Origin of the sequence: Streptomyces pratensis, from assembly GCF_016804005.1 — a bacterium.
Taxonomy (GTDB): domain Bacteria; phylum Actinomycetota; class Actinomycetes; order Streptomycetales; family Streptomycetaceae; genus Streptomyces; species Streptomyces pratensis_A.
Window position 1 is genome coordinate 5,124,247 of the sequence record NZ_CP051486.1, and the last position, 15,862, is coordinate 5,140,108.

Below are 15,862 nucleotides of genomic sequence, written 5' to 3' on the forward strand. Positions count from 1 at the left end.
CGGACGGCCCCCGACCGCGCGGAGCTCACGCCCGGCTCCTACCAGCTCTTCCGCACCGCTCCGCCGGCGACGGTCCCCGCATCGCTCGCCATCACACCGCCCTCTCGCCACGAGGAGCTCCGCCATGCCGTCCCCGCCCCTTGCCGAGTACGCCGCCCCCCGCGACTGCGACCTGCTGCTCACCGGCGGCCACATCCTGACACCCGACCTTGAGAAAACCGGCCGCACGGTCACCTACCAGGACGGCGCGGTCGCCGTCGACGCCGGACGGATCGTTGCCGTCGGCTCCACCACAGCCCTGCGGGGGGCGTTCCGCGCCCGCCGTGGTGTCGACTGCACCGGCAGGGCCGTACTGCCGGGTTTCACCGACGCGCACACCCACCTGTTCCAGTCACTCGCCCGCGGTCTCGGCGAGGGCATGGCGATCTGGCCGTGGCTGCGCGAGTTCATGTGGCCCTACGCCATCGCCGTCACCGCGCAGGACGCCCGGGTCGCCGCCCGGCTCGGAGCGGCGGAGGCCGCGCGGGCGGGCATCACGACCGTCGTCGACCACCACTACGCGCCGACGGACACCGAGACGATCCTCGCGGTGGCCGACGCTGTCGAGGAGACCGGGCTGCGCGGCGCGGTGGCCCGGGGCATGCTCGGCGACCGCACGGCCGTCGCGGAAGCCCGCGGCCTGCCGACCGCCCTGTACCGGTACTCCACCGCCGAGGAGCTCAGGATCACCGCCGAGTGCCTGGCCGCCCGCCCGGCCGGCTCCCGTGTCCAGGTCTGGCCCGCCCCGCTCAATCTGTCCTACGGAGACCAGGACCTGGTCCGCGGCGCCGTCGAACAGGCCCGGCGGGCGGACGTCCGCTGGCACACACACTGCAGCGAGGGGGCGAAAGACCCCGCGAGCTACCTCGACGCCTACGGCATCCGCCCGGTCGCCTGGCTGGAGAAGGAAGGTCTGCTCGACGAGCGCGCCACCCTCGCCCACGCCGTCTGGCTCGACGAGGAGGAGATCGCGGCGGTAGGCGCACGCGGTGCGAGCGTGGCCCACAACCCGGGTTCCAACGCCTATCTGGCCTCGGGCACGATGCCGCTCGCCGCGCTGCGCGCCGCCGGGGCGACCGTCGCCCTCGGTACGGACGGCCCGTGCGCGGGCGGCAGGCAGGACATGTTCGAGGTGATGAAGCAGATGCTGTTCACGCAGCGCCTGGCCACCCTCGACCCGGCGTCGGTGCGCTGCGAGGACGCGCTGACCGCCGCGACGCTCGGCGGCGCACGCTACACAGGGGTGGCGCCCGGCACGGGACGTGTCACACCGGGCGCCCCGGCCGACCTGGCCGTCGTCGACGTGTCGAGCACAGCCCGCCACACCCCGCTGCACCGCCTCGACTCGCATCTCGTCAACACCGCACAGTCCTCCGACGTCGTGATGACGATCGTCGCGGGCGAGGTGGTCTTCGAGGACAGCCGGTGCACCCGGATCGACGAGGAAGAGCTTTACGCCCACGCGCGGGAGCACGCGGCCGCGCTGACGCGTCGCGCCGACATCACGGGCCACACCTTCCAGGGAGCTCCCACATGCTGACGACGGACACCGGCGGGACGACATACACGAAGCCTTACGACCCGGTCGAGGAGGTCCCGCCCCTCTGGCGCCTCGGGCTGCTCGGCCTGCAGCACGTCCTCGCGTTCTACGCGGGCGCGGTGGTGATGCCCCTGCTCGTGGCCCAGGGCATCGGCCTGCCGCCGGACGAGGTGGCGCGCCTGGTCAACTCCTCGCTCCTCGCGTGCGGTGTCGCGACGCTCCTCCAGGCCGTGGGTCTGCCGGGCATCGGCATACGGCTGCCGGTCGTCCAGGGCATGTCCACCGCCGCCGTGCCCTCCCTGGTCTCCGTCGGGCTCGCGGCGGGCGGCGCGACGGCCGGCCTGCCGACGATCTTCGGCGCGGTGATCGCCGCCGGCCTGGCGCTGTTCCTCGTCGCACCGGTCTTCTCGCGCCTCGTACGGTTCTTCCCGCCGCTGGTCACCGGGACGATCGTGGCCGTCGTCGGGATCACCCTGATGACGGTGGCGGCCCGCCAGGTGGGCGGCGGCGACCCCTCGTCCCCCACCTTCGGCACGCTGGGCCACCTCGGACTGGCAGGCGTCACCCTGGCGGTGATCCTGCTCCTGACGAAGGTGGCACGCGGCTTCGTCGCGACCCTGGCCGTCCTGCTCGGCCTGGCTGCGGGGACGACCGCGGCGGCGGCAACCGGCAAGGCGGACTTCTCCGGTATCGGCGAGGCCGGCTGGTTCGGGATGACGGCACCGTTCCACTACGGCGCGCCCCGCTTCGGCCTCCTCGCCGTTCTGGCCGTGGTGCTGGTCATGGTGATCATCGCGGTGGAGTCGATCGGGCAGTTCTTCGCGATCGGTGAGATCACCGGCCGCGAGGTCGAGGGCCCCGACATCACCCGCGCCCTGCGCGCCGATGGACTCGCGACCGTGCTCGGGGGTCTTCTGAACTCCTTCCCGACCACGGTCTACTCGCAGAACATCGGCCTGCTCCAACTCACCCGTGTGAAATCGCGCTGGATTGTCGCCGGGTCCGGCGTGATCATGCTGGTGCTCGGCCTGGTGCCCAAGGTGGGCGCGGTCGTCTCGGCCATGCCTGCGCCGGTCCTCGGCGGGGCGACGATCGTGCTCTTTTCGACCATCGCGGTGGTCGGCGTGCACATCCTCGGCCAGGCCGACCTCACCGACTCCCGCAACACGATCCTGGTCGCCACCAGTCTGGGCATCGGCTTCCTGCCCACCGCGTTCCCGCAGTTCGCCGAGAACATGCCGACACGCCAGTTGCAGGCGCTCTTCGAGAGCGGAATCATGCTCGGTACCCTGACCGCCGTCGTGCTCAATCTGTTCTTCCACCACCTCGGCCGGCGCCGTCCCGGCCCGGCGGCGCCGACGCCTCCCGCGGCCACCGGGCCCGTCCACGCGCGGGCCCCGCTCGGCGCCGACGACCCGGTCGGCAGCGAGGAGGCGACCGCCAGCACCGCTCGCCGTGAATGCAGAACATCGTGAACTCCACCCGGTGGGCGGTGCCCGGCATCGTCACCACAGCCAGGCATTGGAGTGCCGCACCCGGGACAGGGCGCGCGCATCGCGGCTCGCGGCCGCGTTGCCGAGCCGGCTCTGCCGGGAGCGGGGCCGACGCGACTGCCCGGCGGCAAGGCGGCGGCGTCCAGCGTCCCGGAGTCGCCTCCGCTGCTTGCAGGCGCATGATCCGTCGGTGACCCTGCGGACGGTCAGGTGGGAGGGAGCGGTGGCCGGGATCGCACCGCTGCGGTAAGGCTTCATGTGCCGGCGGACGGTGTTGACGTCGGGCGTCCAGGAGCAGCGCGAGAGCGCCCAAGGTCGTCGCGTCGGGGTGGCGTGCCGGGCAGGGCACGTGGGGGGTCCCAGGCGGCCACGAGATGCGGGTCGGTGTGCTCGTTGTGACGGCCGGACCGTAGAGGTACTCCAGCAGCTCGAACGTGTCGTTCCCGCCGTCGGCCTTCTTCGGCATCACAGCCGGGTACGCCTCTCCCGCATCACCTCAAGCGTCGCCTCATCGACCCGCACGACCGCCGCACGCACCGCAGCGAAAGTGTCTCCGGTGTCGGGGTGATCCGGTGTCAGGATCCCCAACGCCGCGGCCGTCTCGCGCAACAAGGCGCGGGCCCTGACCAGCTCGCGCAGAAGTTCCCACGGTGGGTGCGAGCGGATGGGTGAAGTCTGCGGCCGTCTCCAGTTCGGGCGTCAGCTCTGCGGCGCCAAGCTGGTGCGGCGCCCAGCCTCCCCGGCAGCCGCCCCGCTGCGAGCCGACGGGGCCAAGCGGTACATACAAGTCTCGGGTCGATGCCGGTCGGGGCACGCACAGTAGGAGGCCATCGACGCGGCGGACAGTAAGCCGTTGCAGCCCTGTCAGACGGCTGTTGGTTCAGTCGGTTCGGCAGTGCGGCGGTGTTCGGCGTTGATGCGCTGGGCTTCCTGGAGCTGGTCCTCGAGGATGACGATCCGGCAGGCCGCCTCGATCGGGGTCCCGCCGTCGACGAGCTCCCGGGCGCGGGCGGCGATGCGCAGCTGGTAGCGGGAGTAGCGGCGGTGGCCGCCCGGGGAGCGCAGGGGGGTGATGAGGCGGGCTTCGCCGATCGCGCGAAGGAAGCCTTGGGTGGTACCGAGCATGTCTGCGGCTCGGCCCATGGTGTAGGCGGGGTAGTAGTCGTCGTCGAGACGGCCGAAGGAGTCGTCTGCTGTCACTTGCACCTCTCTTGTGGAACACGCTGGAGGGGCCCCGGTGCCATGGCACCGGGGCCCCGAAGGAACTGCTACACCATCTGCCGGCCCTGATTCCGCGCCGGCCTTCTGTTTCCGCAAACCCGACCTGAATGCTGTGGTCGGGGGTGCGGGGATCGCGGTTGCTTGACCGGAGACCACCTCACTATCGATGTCCTGCGGTACCCGGACTCGCGTGGCGTCCGGGCGATCCTGATGGCGCTCTGTTCCTCCGTTCATCCCTCTGGGATCACTACTGCTGGTACTGCCAACTGTGATGCGTACTACTCGGTGACCTGTGACAGCGCCACACTCTCCGGCAGCCAGCCCCGTCACCCGTCCTGCGTCTGCTCTGGCTTAGAACCCCACTGCCGAACCTCCCGATGCGCGCGCCCGCAGCCGACGCCTTCACCGAGGTACTTCCTGATCACTTCACTGCTGGTACTGCCACCGCACTAACGGGTACTGCTCGTGCGGAACCACTACGGCGGCCCCTGATTACTGCGGGCTGCCCGGTCCGGTCGCCAGCCCCGTCGCCGTCCTACAACAAACCTGGCTTCGGAACTCCGCCACCGCACCGTCCTACACACTGCAACTGCGGGTACTGCTGCCCGGCAGTTCGTCTCTGCCCGGCCCTGCTGTCCTTCTGGCTACGAGAGAAACCATAACCACACCACCACCCAATGTCTACTCCGCCCAGCATAGATTTTCGTTCTCGTGCCAGCGAGGTAGTCGCCTTCCTCGCGAACAGGACCGGAGTGCGCTCCGTGTCCGGCGGCAGAACACCACGGATCACCCACCTCCCTCACCCGGTCGCCCTTGTGCACCGGGCCAGAGGTCCGCGACGCCGGCCTTCCCCTCCGTTCGCGCCACCTCCGATCACAACCGCCGGCCCATGGGGCCGGATCCGCCCGGCCAGGCGGGTGTGCACAACGGTTCGGGGTAGATGGGGGCTCTCAACGGCTGCGATGAGGACGAGGGTGGCACGTGCTCCACGTGGTACGCGGAACCGAAGAGCAGCCGCTGACAAGCAGCCCGGCGCTGTCGGTCCTCGCCTCCGCCGACGATCAGCCGGTGTGGGATGTCGGCACGTTCATGCGGGGTTGAACGCCTGCTTCAGGGCGGTCACCCTGTGGGAAGAGGCCGCCTCGGAGCGCAAGGGCGGCCGGTACAGCGATGGCCGCACGCAGTTTCTGCGGGCGGCCACCAAGCCTGTGCCGATGCCGGTGTCAGCAGCTGCTGAGAATGTCACCGGTGTCGGCGGTGCAGGTGTCGGAGCCAAGGCCGCCGTTGGCGGTATCTCCCCCGGCCCCGTCCGCCACGTTGATGCTGTCGTTGCCCAGGGCGCCGCTCATGGTGTCGATGCCGGAGGTGTCGACCAGGATGTCGTTGCCGTTCTGCCCGTCGAGGTCGTCGTTGCCCGGGCCGCCGTAGATGTGGTCGCTCCCGTTGTCGAACAGGTACAGCAGCGAGCCCAGGAGGGTCTCGCCGTAGTTCGTGTCGTCACCGGCACCGGCGTAGAGGGTGTCGGCGCCGTTCCCGCCGCCCATGACGTCGTTCCCGGAACCGCCATAGAGGGTGTCGTCGCCGTTCTTCCCGTCGATCGTGTCGTTACCGCCCAGCCCGCAGATCACGTCGGCGGCGTTCGTGCCGTTGAGGGTGTCGTTGCCGGGGGTGCCGGTGATGGTGCACCCGTTGCCGTTGTTGACAGCGGTGGACTCGGCGTCGGAGTTGTTCCCGGATGCCGGGTCGTCCTGGTCAGCGTCGGTAGTGGTCGTGGCGGTGATGCTGCCGGTCGCCGCGGGTTCCACCGTGATCGTGACCGTCGCAGACGCCCCGTCAGCCAGCGGGCCCGGAGCACACGTGATGGTGGGGGCGCTGATCGTGCAGGAGCCCTGCGAGGTCGTGGCGGAGCTGATGGTGCGGGCCGCCCCGGACAGCGTCGTCGTCGCGGTGGTGCCAGTGGCGTCGTCGGGTCCGTCGTTCGTCACGGTGGCGGTGTAGGTGTAGGTGCCGCCGAGGGCGGCGGGGTCGGCGGATTCGGATACGGACACCGACAGATCCGCGGCCGGGGCACTGGCGCCCGCCTCGGCGAAGGCGACCGAGTACGGGAACGAGCCGAGGGGGAAGGTTACCGTGACCGCGTTGGTGGCGGTGTCGATCACCGACATGGTGCCGGCGTAGCCGTTAGGTACGTAGGCGAGGGCGCCGTCGGGGGTGACGGCGCTCTGGAACGGGCCGTTGCCGACGCCGACGGTCGCGGTGACCGTGTTGGTGGCGGTGTCGATCACCGACACCGAGGAGGAGGAGTTGTTACTGACGTAGGCGCGGGTCCCGTCCGGGGACAGGGTGAGGCCGAACGGGCCGATGCCAGTCGGGATGGTGGCGGTGACGGTGTTGGTGGCGGTGTCGATGACGGACACGTTGTGCGAGTTCTGGTTCCCGACGTAGGCGCGGGATCCGTCCGGAGTCACCGCGATGAAGTTGGGCTTCTCGCCCACGCCGACGGTCGCCACGGTCGTCGCGGTGGCCGTGTCGACCACCGACACCGTGTTACCGCCGTTGTTGGCCACGTAAGCGCGCGCACCATCCGGGGACAGCGCCACGCCGAACGGCTGACTGCCCACCGGGACACTCGCGGTGACGGAGTTCGTGGCGGTGTCCACCACCGACAGCGTGTTCGCGCCGCTGTTGGCGGTATAGAAGCTGTCCCCCGAGGGGGAGACGGCCACCCCGATCGGGCCTGCACCGACCGGAACGGTCGCGGAGACGGTGTTGGTCGCGGCGTCGATCACCGACACCGAGGAAGAAGCGTTGTTGGTGACGTACACGCGTGCCGCGTCCGGGGATCCCACCACCCCGATCGGACTGCTGCCGACCGGGATCGTGGCCGTGACGGTGTTGGTGGCGGTGTCCAGCACCGACACCTCGTTCGCCATCAGGTCGGTCACGTAGGCCAGGCGCGCGGTGGGGGCGGCGTGAGCGGGGGCGGCGAAGGTGACGGCGAGCATGCCGTACCCGGCCAGAGCGAGGGCAGAGGCCACCGCCGTGAAGCGGCTACGGAGTCTTCGCTCCGGGGGGCGGAGGCGGGTTATCGCAGACATCAGGGTGTCCCTTTCAGCATTCCGGGTTCAGGCGGCGGGGACAGAGAGCCCCTGGGGAGCCGCGGCGACACGGGCGACGATTCCCGGCAGCGGGCCGACGACAGGAAGGAGGGGCCCGGAAGAAGGACGCCCAGGGGCGGTGTCTGGACAGCGCGGAGCGGGCCACGGCGCACAGTCACCTCCCGCTTGCAACATGTCGCGCGGCGGCCCGGACAGGTCGTCGGCGCCAGCATGACAGCGGCAGTCCCCACAGCGGGACAGAACGGTGAAGAGACGTAATTCAGGCTGGAAACAGGTAGGTGTCACCACAATGCAGCACAGCCACCGCAACACCGGACACCCGAACGCCGTACGCCGTTGCGGAATCGACCGCCCGCCCCGGAGAGAGGAAGAAACCGCCAACGCCCCGTGCTGAGGCGTCAAAGCCGACGGAGGACCCTCCACCCGGAAAGCCGCGCGTGGGGGTTCGGTGAGCGCCCGGACACCCCCGCCGCCTGTCCCCCAGAAGACGGTCGCCACCAGCGGCGCGCACGAACCCCGCAGAGCAACCGGACCGAACCGGAATGACCCAGCCGTTCAGCGGATACCTGCCGCCGGCCGGAGCGCAGCGGGACGAGAAGCAGTCGATTTCAAGCTGCTCCGCCCCCAACCGCTGTGGACAGGCGGGTCGTGGAGCTGGAGAAGGCGTGCGGGGGTCACCCGACGCGTGAGCTCACTCCCGAGCAGCGACGGTGCTCGCCGGCCTCGGCGTCCACTGGGCGGTGTTGCCGCGCGGGTGTGCTGGCTCCTGTGCGGCTACTGCGTCTCGCCGAACGGCGGAACCTCGGCTTCGGCGGCGTCCAGGCGGAGCCGTTCGCAGCGCAGCTGGTGACGCCACACCCCGTCGTCCTGTGACACGTCGGCGCTGAACTCCGCGACGAGGACGGGTGCGACCAGGGGCCGGCCCCAAGGGGGTGCGGCTGTTCCAGGACGCGGTGAAGCGGACACCGGCCCAAGGGTGGTCGGGGCCGGCTGCGGTGAGGTGCTCGGCGAGGTCCTGGGCCGGGCCGGTTTTCGCGGGGTGGTCTTGCCCCACGAGTCGTAGGCGGCCGGTGATGTCGTAGCGGCCCCGGAGCAGGACCTGGGGGCGGTGCAGGGAGCCGGTGAGACCGCCGATGAATGCTTCGGTGGTGTTCCTGCGGCGGACCTTCGACCAGCCGCGCACGCCTGGCCGGTAGCGGCCCGTCAGGCTCTTGACCACGACGCCTTCGACGCCGGGGACATCGGTCTAGTAGTTCGTCAGGTCTGCCGTATTCGAGGACGCGGCTGGTGCCTACGATGAGGTCATGGTGACCATCGACGTGGCTTCGGTCGCTAACGAGGACGAACTGCATCGACTGCTTCAGCGCAAGTTCGGCTTTCCGGACTTCTACGGTCGGAACTGGAGTGCCTTCTGGGACGCTGTCAGCGGCCTTGTTTTCATCCCTGAGCATGTGCGTTTCACGGGTTGGGAGCTGTTGGCTGAGCGTGTGCCAGGCGAAGCGATGATGCTGAGCGATTGCCTTGTTCGTTACCGCGACCTCTATCGGCCGGGTCTTCGGGTGGAGTACCTGTAACCGTGACGTTTGCCCGTCTGTACTGAGCCTTTCCATCTTGATCAGGTGGCGAGTTCGAGGGCGACGACGGCGGTCGTCCGGGTGGTGCTGCAGCGGGGGTGTCGTCCAACCACCCGTCAGGTTGGACACTGCTCATTCAGTCCGCCTACCGCCGCTCCCTTCGACACGGGCACGTGCTGGATCGCACAGTCCGCGCGGTTGAGGGCTCCCAGTCTCCGGCGCTCCGCGCCGAAGGAGCCGAGACGTGGGTACTCCGCGTTGCTCAGCCGACCGGCCCCCTCACCATGAGAGGCCGTACCGCCGGTTCAAGCAGCGACAGTGTCCGCTGCTGCGCATCGAGGCCGACGAGGATGCCGACCGGCATCGGCAGATTCGGGCCGGCATGTCCGAACTCGACGTTGCCCAGGACGGGGATGTCGCGGTCGCCGAGGACGTCGAGAATCAGCTCGGGGAGGGTCGGGGACGTGTCGGGCGAGTCGAGTCCGTCGATCGCGTGCGGGACGCCCACGACCATGCCGGAGATGCGGTCGAGGATGCCGGAGTGCCGCAGTACCTGCAGATAGCTCCACACATGCGCTGCCTGGCTGCCCGCCTCCTCCCAGAAGAGCACCGCGCCGTCGAACCGTTCGAGAGGCAGCGCGAAACGTGTTGCCTGCGCCAGCGCGATGCGATTGAGCAGCCCGCCGATCAGCCGGCCTTCGGTGCGACCGGCACGCCAGCACTCCCACGACGGGGTGGCCGGCAGCGCACCGATCGCCTCGCCGCCGGTCAGCAGCGTCGAGTAGAGCTTTTCAAGTTCCGCTCTGCGTGCTGCCGGCGCGGCCTGCCAGTGCCTGCCGAGTCCGGGGGTGGCCACGTCGGCGTGGAATCCGACCAGACCTGTGCGCGCGTAGAGCACCAGATGCAGCAGTGAGATGTCGCTGTAGCCGAGGATCGGCTTGGGGTCGGCCGCGATCGCCTCGACGTCGATCAGGTCGAGGTAACCGAGCACCGTCTGGCCACCGTCATGCGCGATGATCGCGCGCACCTCAGGATCACGCAGTAGTCCATTGAACTCCTCTGCGATCTCCGCCGGCCGACTCGCGCTCCACCAGTGGTGCCGCCCCGCTTCGAGGAGCGGTGCCCGACGCACGCGGAATCCCATCCGCTCGATCACGACCACCGCCTGCTCGAGGTCAGGCTCGTAAGCAGCGTGGAGCGGCCCGGACAGCGATGCGACAACGACGAGATCTCCGGGCTTCAGGGCACGAGGGCGCAGCAGTTGAGGCAGCGCAGAACCGGTCACCGACGAAGTGTCCCAACACTCGCAACGTCACGCTGAACATTTACCGATCGGCGCCCTCCCAGGTCGGAAAAGGCTCATGGAAAGCAGACCGCACCGCATTCCACGAGAGAATTGCGACACATAGAGGAGGATTACGACCCCCAGGTGGCCTAGAGGGCGATTTCGACAAGGCCGATGGTTTTTCGCAGAATGCCCACCCCCGGGTCTCGGTTGTGAAGTCAGCCGTGGAGGCGCACCGGAAGTGCCTGGACACTGTTGCCCACGAAAGAGGCATGGCGCGGCAGTTCGGCTTCGGGGACTGCGAGAGCGAGGTCAGGGAACCGCGCGAACAACTGGGCGAGCGCCACCGTGCTCTCCATCCGTGCCAGAGGGGCTCCCATGCAGTAGTGCGCGCCATGACCGAGTGAGAGGTGCCGGGTCTCGCCGGCGCGGGTGATGTCGAAGCGGTCGGCATCGGGGCCATGGGCGTTCTCGTCGCGGCCCGCAGCCGAGTAACCGGCGAGCACCGGAGTCCCCTTGGGGATCACGGTGCCGTCGAGCGTCAGATCGCGGGTGGGGTAGCGGAAAGGAAAATAGCTGACCGGGCTGTCCCAGCGCAGCGTCTCCTCCACCACGTCCGCCCAGCTCGCCTCGCCCGACCGGACCAGAGCGAGCTGGTCGCGGTGGGTGCACAGGGCGCGTACGGCGTTGGTGATCAGGTTGAGGGTCGTCTCGTGTCCGGCGATGATCGTCAGCATCAGGGTGCCGATCAGCTCGTGCGGGCCGAGTCGGTCGCCGTCCGCCTCCCGGGCAGCGATCAGTGCGCTGATGAGGTCGTCCCCCGGATTCTCCGTCCGGGCGGCTGCGACCGTGCTGAGCACATCCACCATCTCCCGGTTGGCCGCCATCGCCTCCGCAGGGCCGATGTCGGTGGCGACGATGCGGTTGGACAGGTGGTGCAGCCGGTCCTGGTGCCCGGCGTCCACGCCCAGCAGTTCGCAGATGACTCCCATGGGCAGCGGCAACGCGAAGTGTGCACGCAGGTCGGCGACACCGTCACCCGCGGTTGCGGCCCGGCCCAGACCGTCCAGGAGTGAGGTGGTCAACGTCTCGATGCGCGGGCGCAGTTCCTCCACGCGGCGCGCCGTGAACGCCTTGCTCACCAGGGACCGCAGCCTTCGGTGGTCGGCGCCGTCGGCAGTGGTCATCCCCTGCACTGTCGCGAACGTCTTCAGCGGCCACCCGTCGGCGATCTCACCCGCCTGGAGTGCCGCGAAGTGCTGTGCGTCCTTGGCCACATCAGGGTGTGCGAGGAACTCCTTGAGGGCGTCGTGACCCAGTACCGCCATCCCCTCGACCTCGCCGGGCAGGACGATCGCGGTGACCGCGCCCTGGGACAGCAGGCGCGCGTTGGCCGCGTGCGGGCAGCCGCCGGAAGGGTCCATGCGGTGCGCGCGGCCGGATGCGGAGTTCGCCGGTGACGTGTTCAACAGGGCTCCAGACCGAGGAGTGGGTGGGTGGCCGGCCTGCTCCCTCGGCGGCCGGATGCCGACGGGACGGCACGGACAGGATCCTGCCAGGTAAGTCGAACTCGCTTGCGGAATAGGAGACATGGGAAGCGTAGACCAACAGGGCCCATCTGTTCGGCGGCCGGAGCGGTCACCGCCGGATCCTGTCGCCGCATCCGTCGCGACCACACGGGACGGCTCTCCCCGCGGCGCGCGCGTGGCTTCCGGACGCTCCCGGGTGCCACCGGGCAGCTCCTCCCGTCCTGTGACTCGCGCCGGGCGCCTTGGGCGTTTGCCGCGTCACCCGCCACGGGCCGGGAGTATCCGAACGGGCTTACGGGTCGGGAGCACCCGGGCGAGGCGGGAGGCTCCCGGACGTGCTTCCAGGGGTGACCTGATCCGGACGGCCCGTGTCCATGGGGAGCCGCGCCAGTAACAGCCCCGCGAGCCGTCGAGCAGCTCCCGGACGATGTCCGCGTGCCCGGCGTGCCGGCCCGTCTCCTCGACGAGGTGGATCAGCACCCAGCGGAAGTTCCCTCTGTCGGAGGGGAAACCGGGGTGCCGGCCCTCGTGGTCCAGAGGGGAAGCGGCGGCGATCTCGTTGACGCGGGCACACCGGGCCTCGTACTCCGTGAGGAGTTCGGCCAGGGGACGGCCGCCGGTCTGCCAGTCGGCGTCCTCGCTCGATTCGTCGCACGACGGGTTCTGCCTCTCGTCAGCGCCGAGGAACAGTACCTCGGTGCCGGACTCCGCGAGCCCAGCGTGATCCAAACGGGAGGCCCTCGGTGTGCCTGCGGTCTGCCGGGCGTGGCCGTACTGCCAGCAGTCGCCTCCTGCACCGTCGCTACGAAGAAACCCGAGCACCTCCTCGCGACGCGACTCTCGGCGCCCCGGGCACTCGGCCCCCTCTGCGCCGACGGCCATGAACCGGTTTTCGCCTGACTCGAACCCCCCTTGTGCCCACGTGCCAGGTCCGGTCTCATCGTCACGGCAGCCGCTCCCCCGCGGTGACAACGTTGCCAGAACGCTTCAGGGCCGGCGCCGGGCGCCGCCGTGGTCGCACCACACCGAAGGAGTACGCCGATGCTCTTACGCCCCGCTGCAGTCACACGACTGCGCCTCGCTGCCGTGAGCGCCGTGAGCGCCTTCGCACTGTCCGTCACGGGCGTACCGCCCGCTTCCGCCCACGGGTCCGGCGGACCGTGGGTCGCCGCCTGGGGCGCGAGCCAGGTGGCCGGCACCGAGATCCCGGGCAACAGCTGCCCCGCCGGATCAGGCCTGGAGGACCGGACGGTCCGCAACGTGCTGTTCGTCAGTGGCGGCGGCGACAAGGTCCGGATCCGGCTCGCCAACACCTTCGGCACAAGGCCGGTGAGCGTGGACCACGTCACCGTCGCGCTCCAGCGGTCCGGGGCCGCGGCCGTGCCGGGCACGCTGCGTACGCTGACCTTCGACGGTCGCAGGGGAACCACGATCGCGGCCGGTGAGGATCTCTTCAGTGACCCCGTGCCGATGCGCGTGCGGGCTCTGTCGAGCCTCCTGGTGAGCGTCCACGTGGGCCGGGCCACGGGCCCGGTGACGAACCATCCGTTCACCGCCCAGGGCAACTATCTCGCCGCCGGAAACGCGGCCGCCGCCACTTCGGGCACCCGTTACACGGACACCCCCTGCTGGATGCTGGTGAGCGGCGTCGACGTGCGCGGTGGCGCCCGTACGGCCGGGACCGTCGTGACGTTCGGCGACTCCATCACCGACACCGCGAGCACCACCGGCAATGCCAACCAGCGCTACCCGGACCACCTCGCCCGCCGGCTTCAGGACCGGGAGGGGCGCACCCTCGCGGTGGTCAACGCCGGACTGGGCGGCAACCGGCTCATCGCCGAACGGGACGGAGAGCCCTACTACGGCCCGTCAGGAATCTCCCGGGTGGAACGTGACGCGCTCGGCCAGAGCGGAGTCAGGGCCGTCATCCTGCAGGAGGGCATCAACGACATCGGATTCAGCGCGTCCGCCGAGGACATCATCGCGGGGTACCGCACGTTCATCGCGAAGGTGCACGCCCGGGGCGTTCCGGTGTACGGCGGAACTCTGCTGCCCTTCCGCGGCTCGTTCGTGTGGACTCCGGAACGCCAGGCGACCTGGACCACGGTGAACGACTGGATCCGGCAATCCGGAGCATTCGACGGAGTCGTCGACTTCGCGTCGGCGACGGCGTCGGCCGACGACCCACTGGCCTTGGACCCCGCCTACGACAGCGGGGACGGACTGCACCCCAACGACGCGGGCACCCGGGCGATGGCCGACGCCGTCGACCTCGGCATGCTGCTCGCCGGTCCCTCGCGGAAGGACTCGCCCCGCACCTGAAACGGCAGGCACTCCCTGCCTCTCCTGGCCTGAGCACCTGAGCGCGCTGCCCGCCACGGCTCTCCAGCCGGCCGGGCACCGGCATCGCGGCACGGACCTGAGCCGACTCCTGGTCGGTCATGTCCGAGGGGTAGTGACGCGTCAGCTCACCGCGGTCGGCTGCGTTCCCGTACACATGGGCGAGGCAGTCATACGACGGGTTATCCGGGTTGGACTCCACGGACACCGGCACGGAAGACCGAGGCACAGGGCCTCCTGACGCTCGAATGGACTTCAACACCCATGAGCTGCACGGGAGGCCCTGGCTTCATCTCCGGCCACGAGCCGGTCACCCGACCGGGCACCCGGGTTCGACCCGCGACCGAACCTCTCGGTACGACAGAACCTACTTACGCGTCGGGGTGCTCCGGCAGGGCGAGCCAGTCCGACCAGGAGATCTCTCGGCCGAGGAAGCGCGGCCGCTCGAAAGGCCAGTCGGCGGCGATCCACTGCGGCACCAGCTCATCGAGGTCCTGCTCGACCTTGCTGTCCACCAGTTCGTCCACCACCCACCAGGAGATCTCACCGTCCGCGCCTGCCCTGTCCGGTGGGTCGATGTAGACGCAGCCGAGCAGAGCTGTCTCCGCCGCGTCGAACAGCGCGTAGTTGAAGGACTGGTGTGCGGCGATCTCCTTCTCGTGCCGCAACAGGTCGGCCCGGTCGGCCTCGTAGGTCATGGTGGCCGCGGGCCATCCCCAGGCTGGGCCGAAGATGGTCCACAGCCGCTCGCGCGAACCCATCACAGCCGGATAGTCGAGCGCGGTATCCGCCTCCCGGATCGGCCGCAGGTGATGACCACTGCCCGGCAGCGGTACCAGGACGGGATGGACGAAGTTGTCGGGGAGCCAGCTCATGGCGCCCGACCGTAGCAGCGCGCGGCCGTCCGTTCCTGTGGATTTTGCCCGTATTCCGCCAGGACCGGCTCTCATGCCGGGCAGTGCCCGCGATCGCCCGATCGAGACTCCCGTTCGATCGAAAGACTCCCTGATCGGTATGGCAACGGCTTCTGGGCAACGACATACGAGCGAACGGCCCGGATGCAACTCGCCTACTATGGCGCTCGTCACATTCTCCGTCCCGGCCTGACGCTGCTGAACGCGGGAAGCCACCGGCGCGTATCCACTCGTGAGGTCTTGTCACTCCGATGAAGGGAAAGACGGCATGAGCGCATCGCAGGAGAGCCCGGCCCACTTCGGGCGGCGCTCCGTCGTCGCGGCGGTCGGCGCGGTGGGGGTGACTGCCGCTCTCACCGCATGCGGGGGCTCGCAGGACACCGGGGCTTCCGACGCGGTACAGCCGTCCGCCGAGGGAGACGGAGGAGCGAACGGCGACACAGCGGCCCTCGCGAAAACGGCCGACATCCCCGAGGGCGGAGGCGTCGTCTTCGCCGACAAGGGTGTCGTGGTGACCCAGCCCACGGCGGGAACGTTCAAGGCGTTCTCCTCGAAGTGCACCCATCAGGGCTGCGCGGTGAAGGGTATCGCCGACGGTGTCATCAACTGCCCTTGTCACAACAGCACGTTCGACGCCGCGACCGGCGAGGCGACGGGTGGCCCCGCGACCCAGCCACTGCCCGAGAAGGAGATCAGGGTGGAGGGCGGCTCCATCACCCTTGCCTGACGGGCCCGGGCCGGACCGGGCCATTGCGTGACGGGCCATTGCGTGACCATGGATGAGGATCCATGATTCCCGGACCGGCCG

The 15,862-nt window shown here is 69.7% G+C and carries 11 protein-coding genes and 1 pseudogene; 5 read left to right on the forward strand and 7 right to left on the reverse strand.

The window, feature by feature from the left end; genetic code table 11:
- Window positions 1-124: 124 nt before the first annotated feature.
- On the forward strand, window positions 125-1,579 hold the full coding sequence (locus HED23_RS20840) for an amidohydrolase family protein (RefSeq protein WP_203184911.1): 1,455 nt from the start codon (window positions 125-127) through the stop codon (window positions 1,577-1,579).
- Window positions 1,573-3,054, forward strand: coding sequence for a nucleobase:cation symporter-2 family protein (locus tag HED23_RS20845; protein WP_203184912.1), 1,482 nt, complete (start codon window positions 1,573-1,575; stop codon window positions 3,052-3,054). The genes HED23_RS20840 and HED23_RS20845 overlap by 7 nt, the downstream gene beginning before the upstream one ends.
- A gap of 882 nt (window positions 3,055-3,936) precedes the next feature.
- Here HED23_RS20845 and HED23_RS20850 read toward each other — a convergent pair.
- The 3 genes from HED23_RS20850 to HED23_RS20860 form a co-directional block, all read right to left on the reverse strand.
- A complete protein-coding gene (locus HED23_RS20850; RefSeq protein ID WP_203184913.1) occupies window positions 3,937-4,272 on the reverse strand; it encodes a MerR family transcriptional regulator in 336 nt (111 codons plus the stop codon).
- Window positions 4,273-5,516: 1,244 nt separating this feature from the next.
- Entirely contained in the window at window positions 5,517-7,331 is a 1,815-nt protein-coding gene (locus tag HED23_RS20855) for a beta-propeller fold lactonase family protein (RefSeq protein WP_203184914.1), read from the reverse strand.
- 855 nt (window positions 7,332-8,186) lie between these two features.
- On the reverse strand, window positions 8,187-8,378 hold the full coding sequence (locus HED23_RS20860) for a hypothetical protein (protein WP_203184915.1): 192 nt from the start codon (window positions 8,376-8,378) through the stop codon (window positions 8,187-8,189).
- A 338-nt stretch (window positions 8,379-8,716) separates the two neighbouring features.
- On the opposite strand from HED23_RS20860, the gene HED23_RS20865 reads away from it, so the two are divergent.
- The gene (locus HED23_RS20865) at window positions 8,717-8,986 is read left to right on the forward strand and encodes a barstar family protein (RefSeq protein ID WP_203184916.1); all 270 of its coding nucleotides are present in this window, start codon (window positions 8,717-8,719) and stop codon (window positions 8,984-8,986) included.
- A 262-nt stretch (window positions 8,987-9,248) separates the two neighbouring features.
- Here HED23_RS20865 and HED23_RS20870 read toward each other — a convergent pair whose 3' ends face one another.
- The 3 genes and pseudogenes from HED23_RS20870 to HED23_RS20880 all read right to left on the reverse strand — a co-directional run.
- Window positions 9,249-10,271 (reverse strand): S66 peptidase family protein, encoded by a 1,023-nt coding sequence (locus HED23_RS20870; RefSeq protein ID WP_203184917.1) that lies wholly within the window; start codon window positions 10,269-10,271, stop codon window positions 9,249-9,251.
- A gap of 218 nt (window positions 10,272-10,489) precedes the next feature.
- Window positions 10,490-11,740 carry a cytochrome P450 family protein gene (locus HED23_RS20875; protein WP_420803045.1) on the reverse strand — a complete coding sequence of 417 codons (1,251 nt, stop codon included), beginning with the start codon at window positions 11,738-11,740 and terminating at the stop codon, window positions 10,490-10,492.
- 450 nt (window positions 11,741-12,190) lie between these two features.
- A pseudogene (locus HED23_RS20880) lies at window positions 12,191-12,682 on the reverse strand (DUF664 domain-containing protein); the annotation flags it as partial.
- A 213-nt stretch (window positions 12,683-12,895) separates the two neighbouring features.
- On the opposite strand from HED23_RS20880, the gene HED23_RS20885 reads away from it, so the two are divergent.
- Complete coding sequence (locus HED23_RS20885) at window positions 12,896-14,122, forward strand: SGNH/GDSL hydrolase family protein (RefSeq protein WP_203184919.1); 1,227 nt, start codon at window positions 12,896-12,898, stop codon at window positions 14,120-14,122.
- Window positions 14,123-14,511: 389 nt separating this feature from the next.
- Here the strand turns inward: HED23_RS20885 and HED23_RS20890 are convergent, their stop codons facing one another.
- On the reverse strand, window positions 14,512-15,015 hold the full coding sequence (locus HED23_RS20890; RefSeq protein WP_203184920.1) for a GNAT family N-acetyltransferase: 504 nt from the start codon (window positions 15,013-15,015) through the stop codon (window positions 14,512-14,514).
- A 307-nt stretch (window positions 15,016-15,322) separates the two neighbouring features.
- Here HED23_RS20890 and HED23_RS20895 point away from each other — a divergent pair, with 307 nt between their 5' ends.
- On the forward strand, window positions 15,323-15,781 hold the full coding sequence (locus HED23_RS20895; protein ID WP_203184921.1) for a Rieske (2Fe-2S) protein: 459 nt from the start codon (window positions 15,323-15,325) through the stop codon (window positions 15,779-15,781).
- Window positions 15,782-15,862 lie beyond the last annotated feature (81 nt).

Excerpts from the sequence above, each read along its gene's own strand:
- HED23_RS20840 (WP_203184911.1), top strand. The coding sequence starts at position 125 with ATGCCGTCCCCGCCCCTTGCCGAGTACGCCGCCCCCCGCGACTGCGAC.
- HED23_RS20845 (WP_203184912.1), top strand. The coding sequence starts at position 1,573 with ATGCTGACGACGGACACCGGCGGGACGACATACACGAAGCCTTACGAC.
- HED23_RS20865 (WP_203184916.1), top strand. The coding sequence starts at position 8,717 with ATGGTGACCATCGACGTGGCTTCGGTCGCTAACGAGGACGAACTGCAT.
- HED23_RS20890 (WP_203184920.1), bottom strand. The coding sequence starts at position 15,015 with ATGAGCTGGCTCCCCGACAACTTCGTCCATCCCGTCCTGGTACCGCTG.
- HED23_RS20895 (WP_203184921.1), top strand. The coding sequence starts at position 15,323 with ATGAGCGCATCGCAGGAGAGCCCGGCCCACTTCGGGCGGCGCTCCGTC.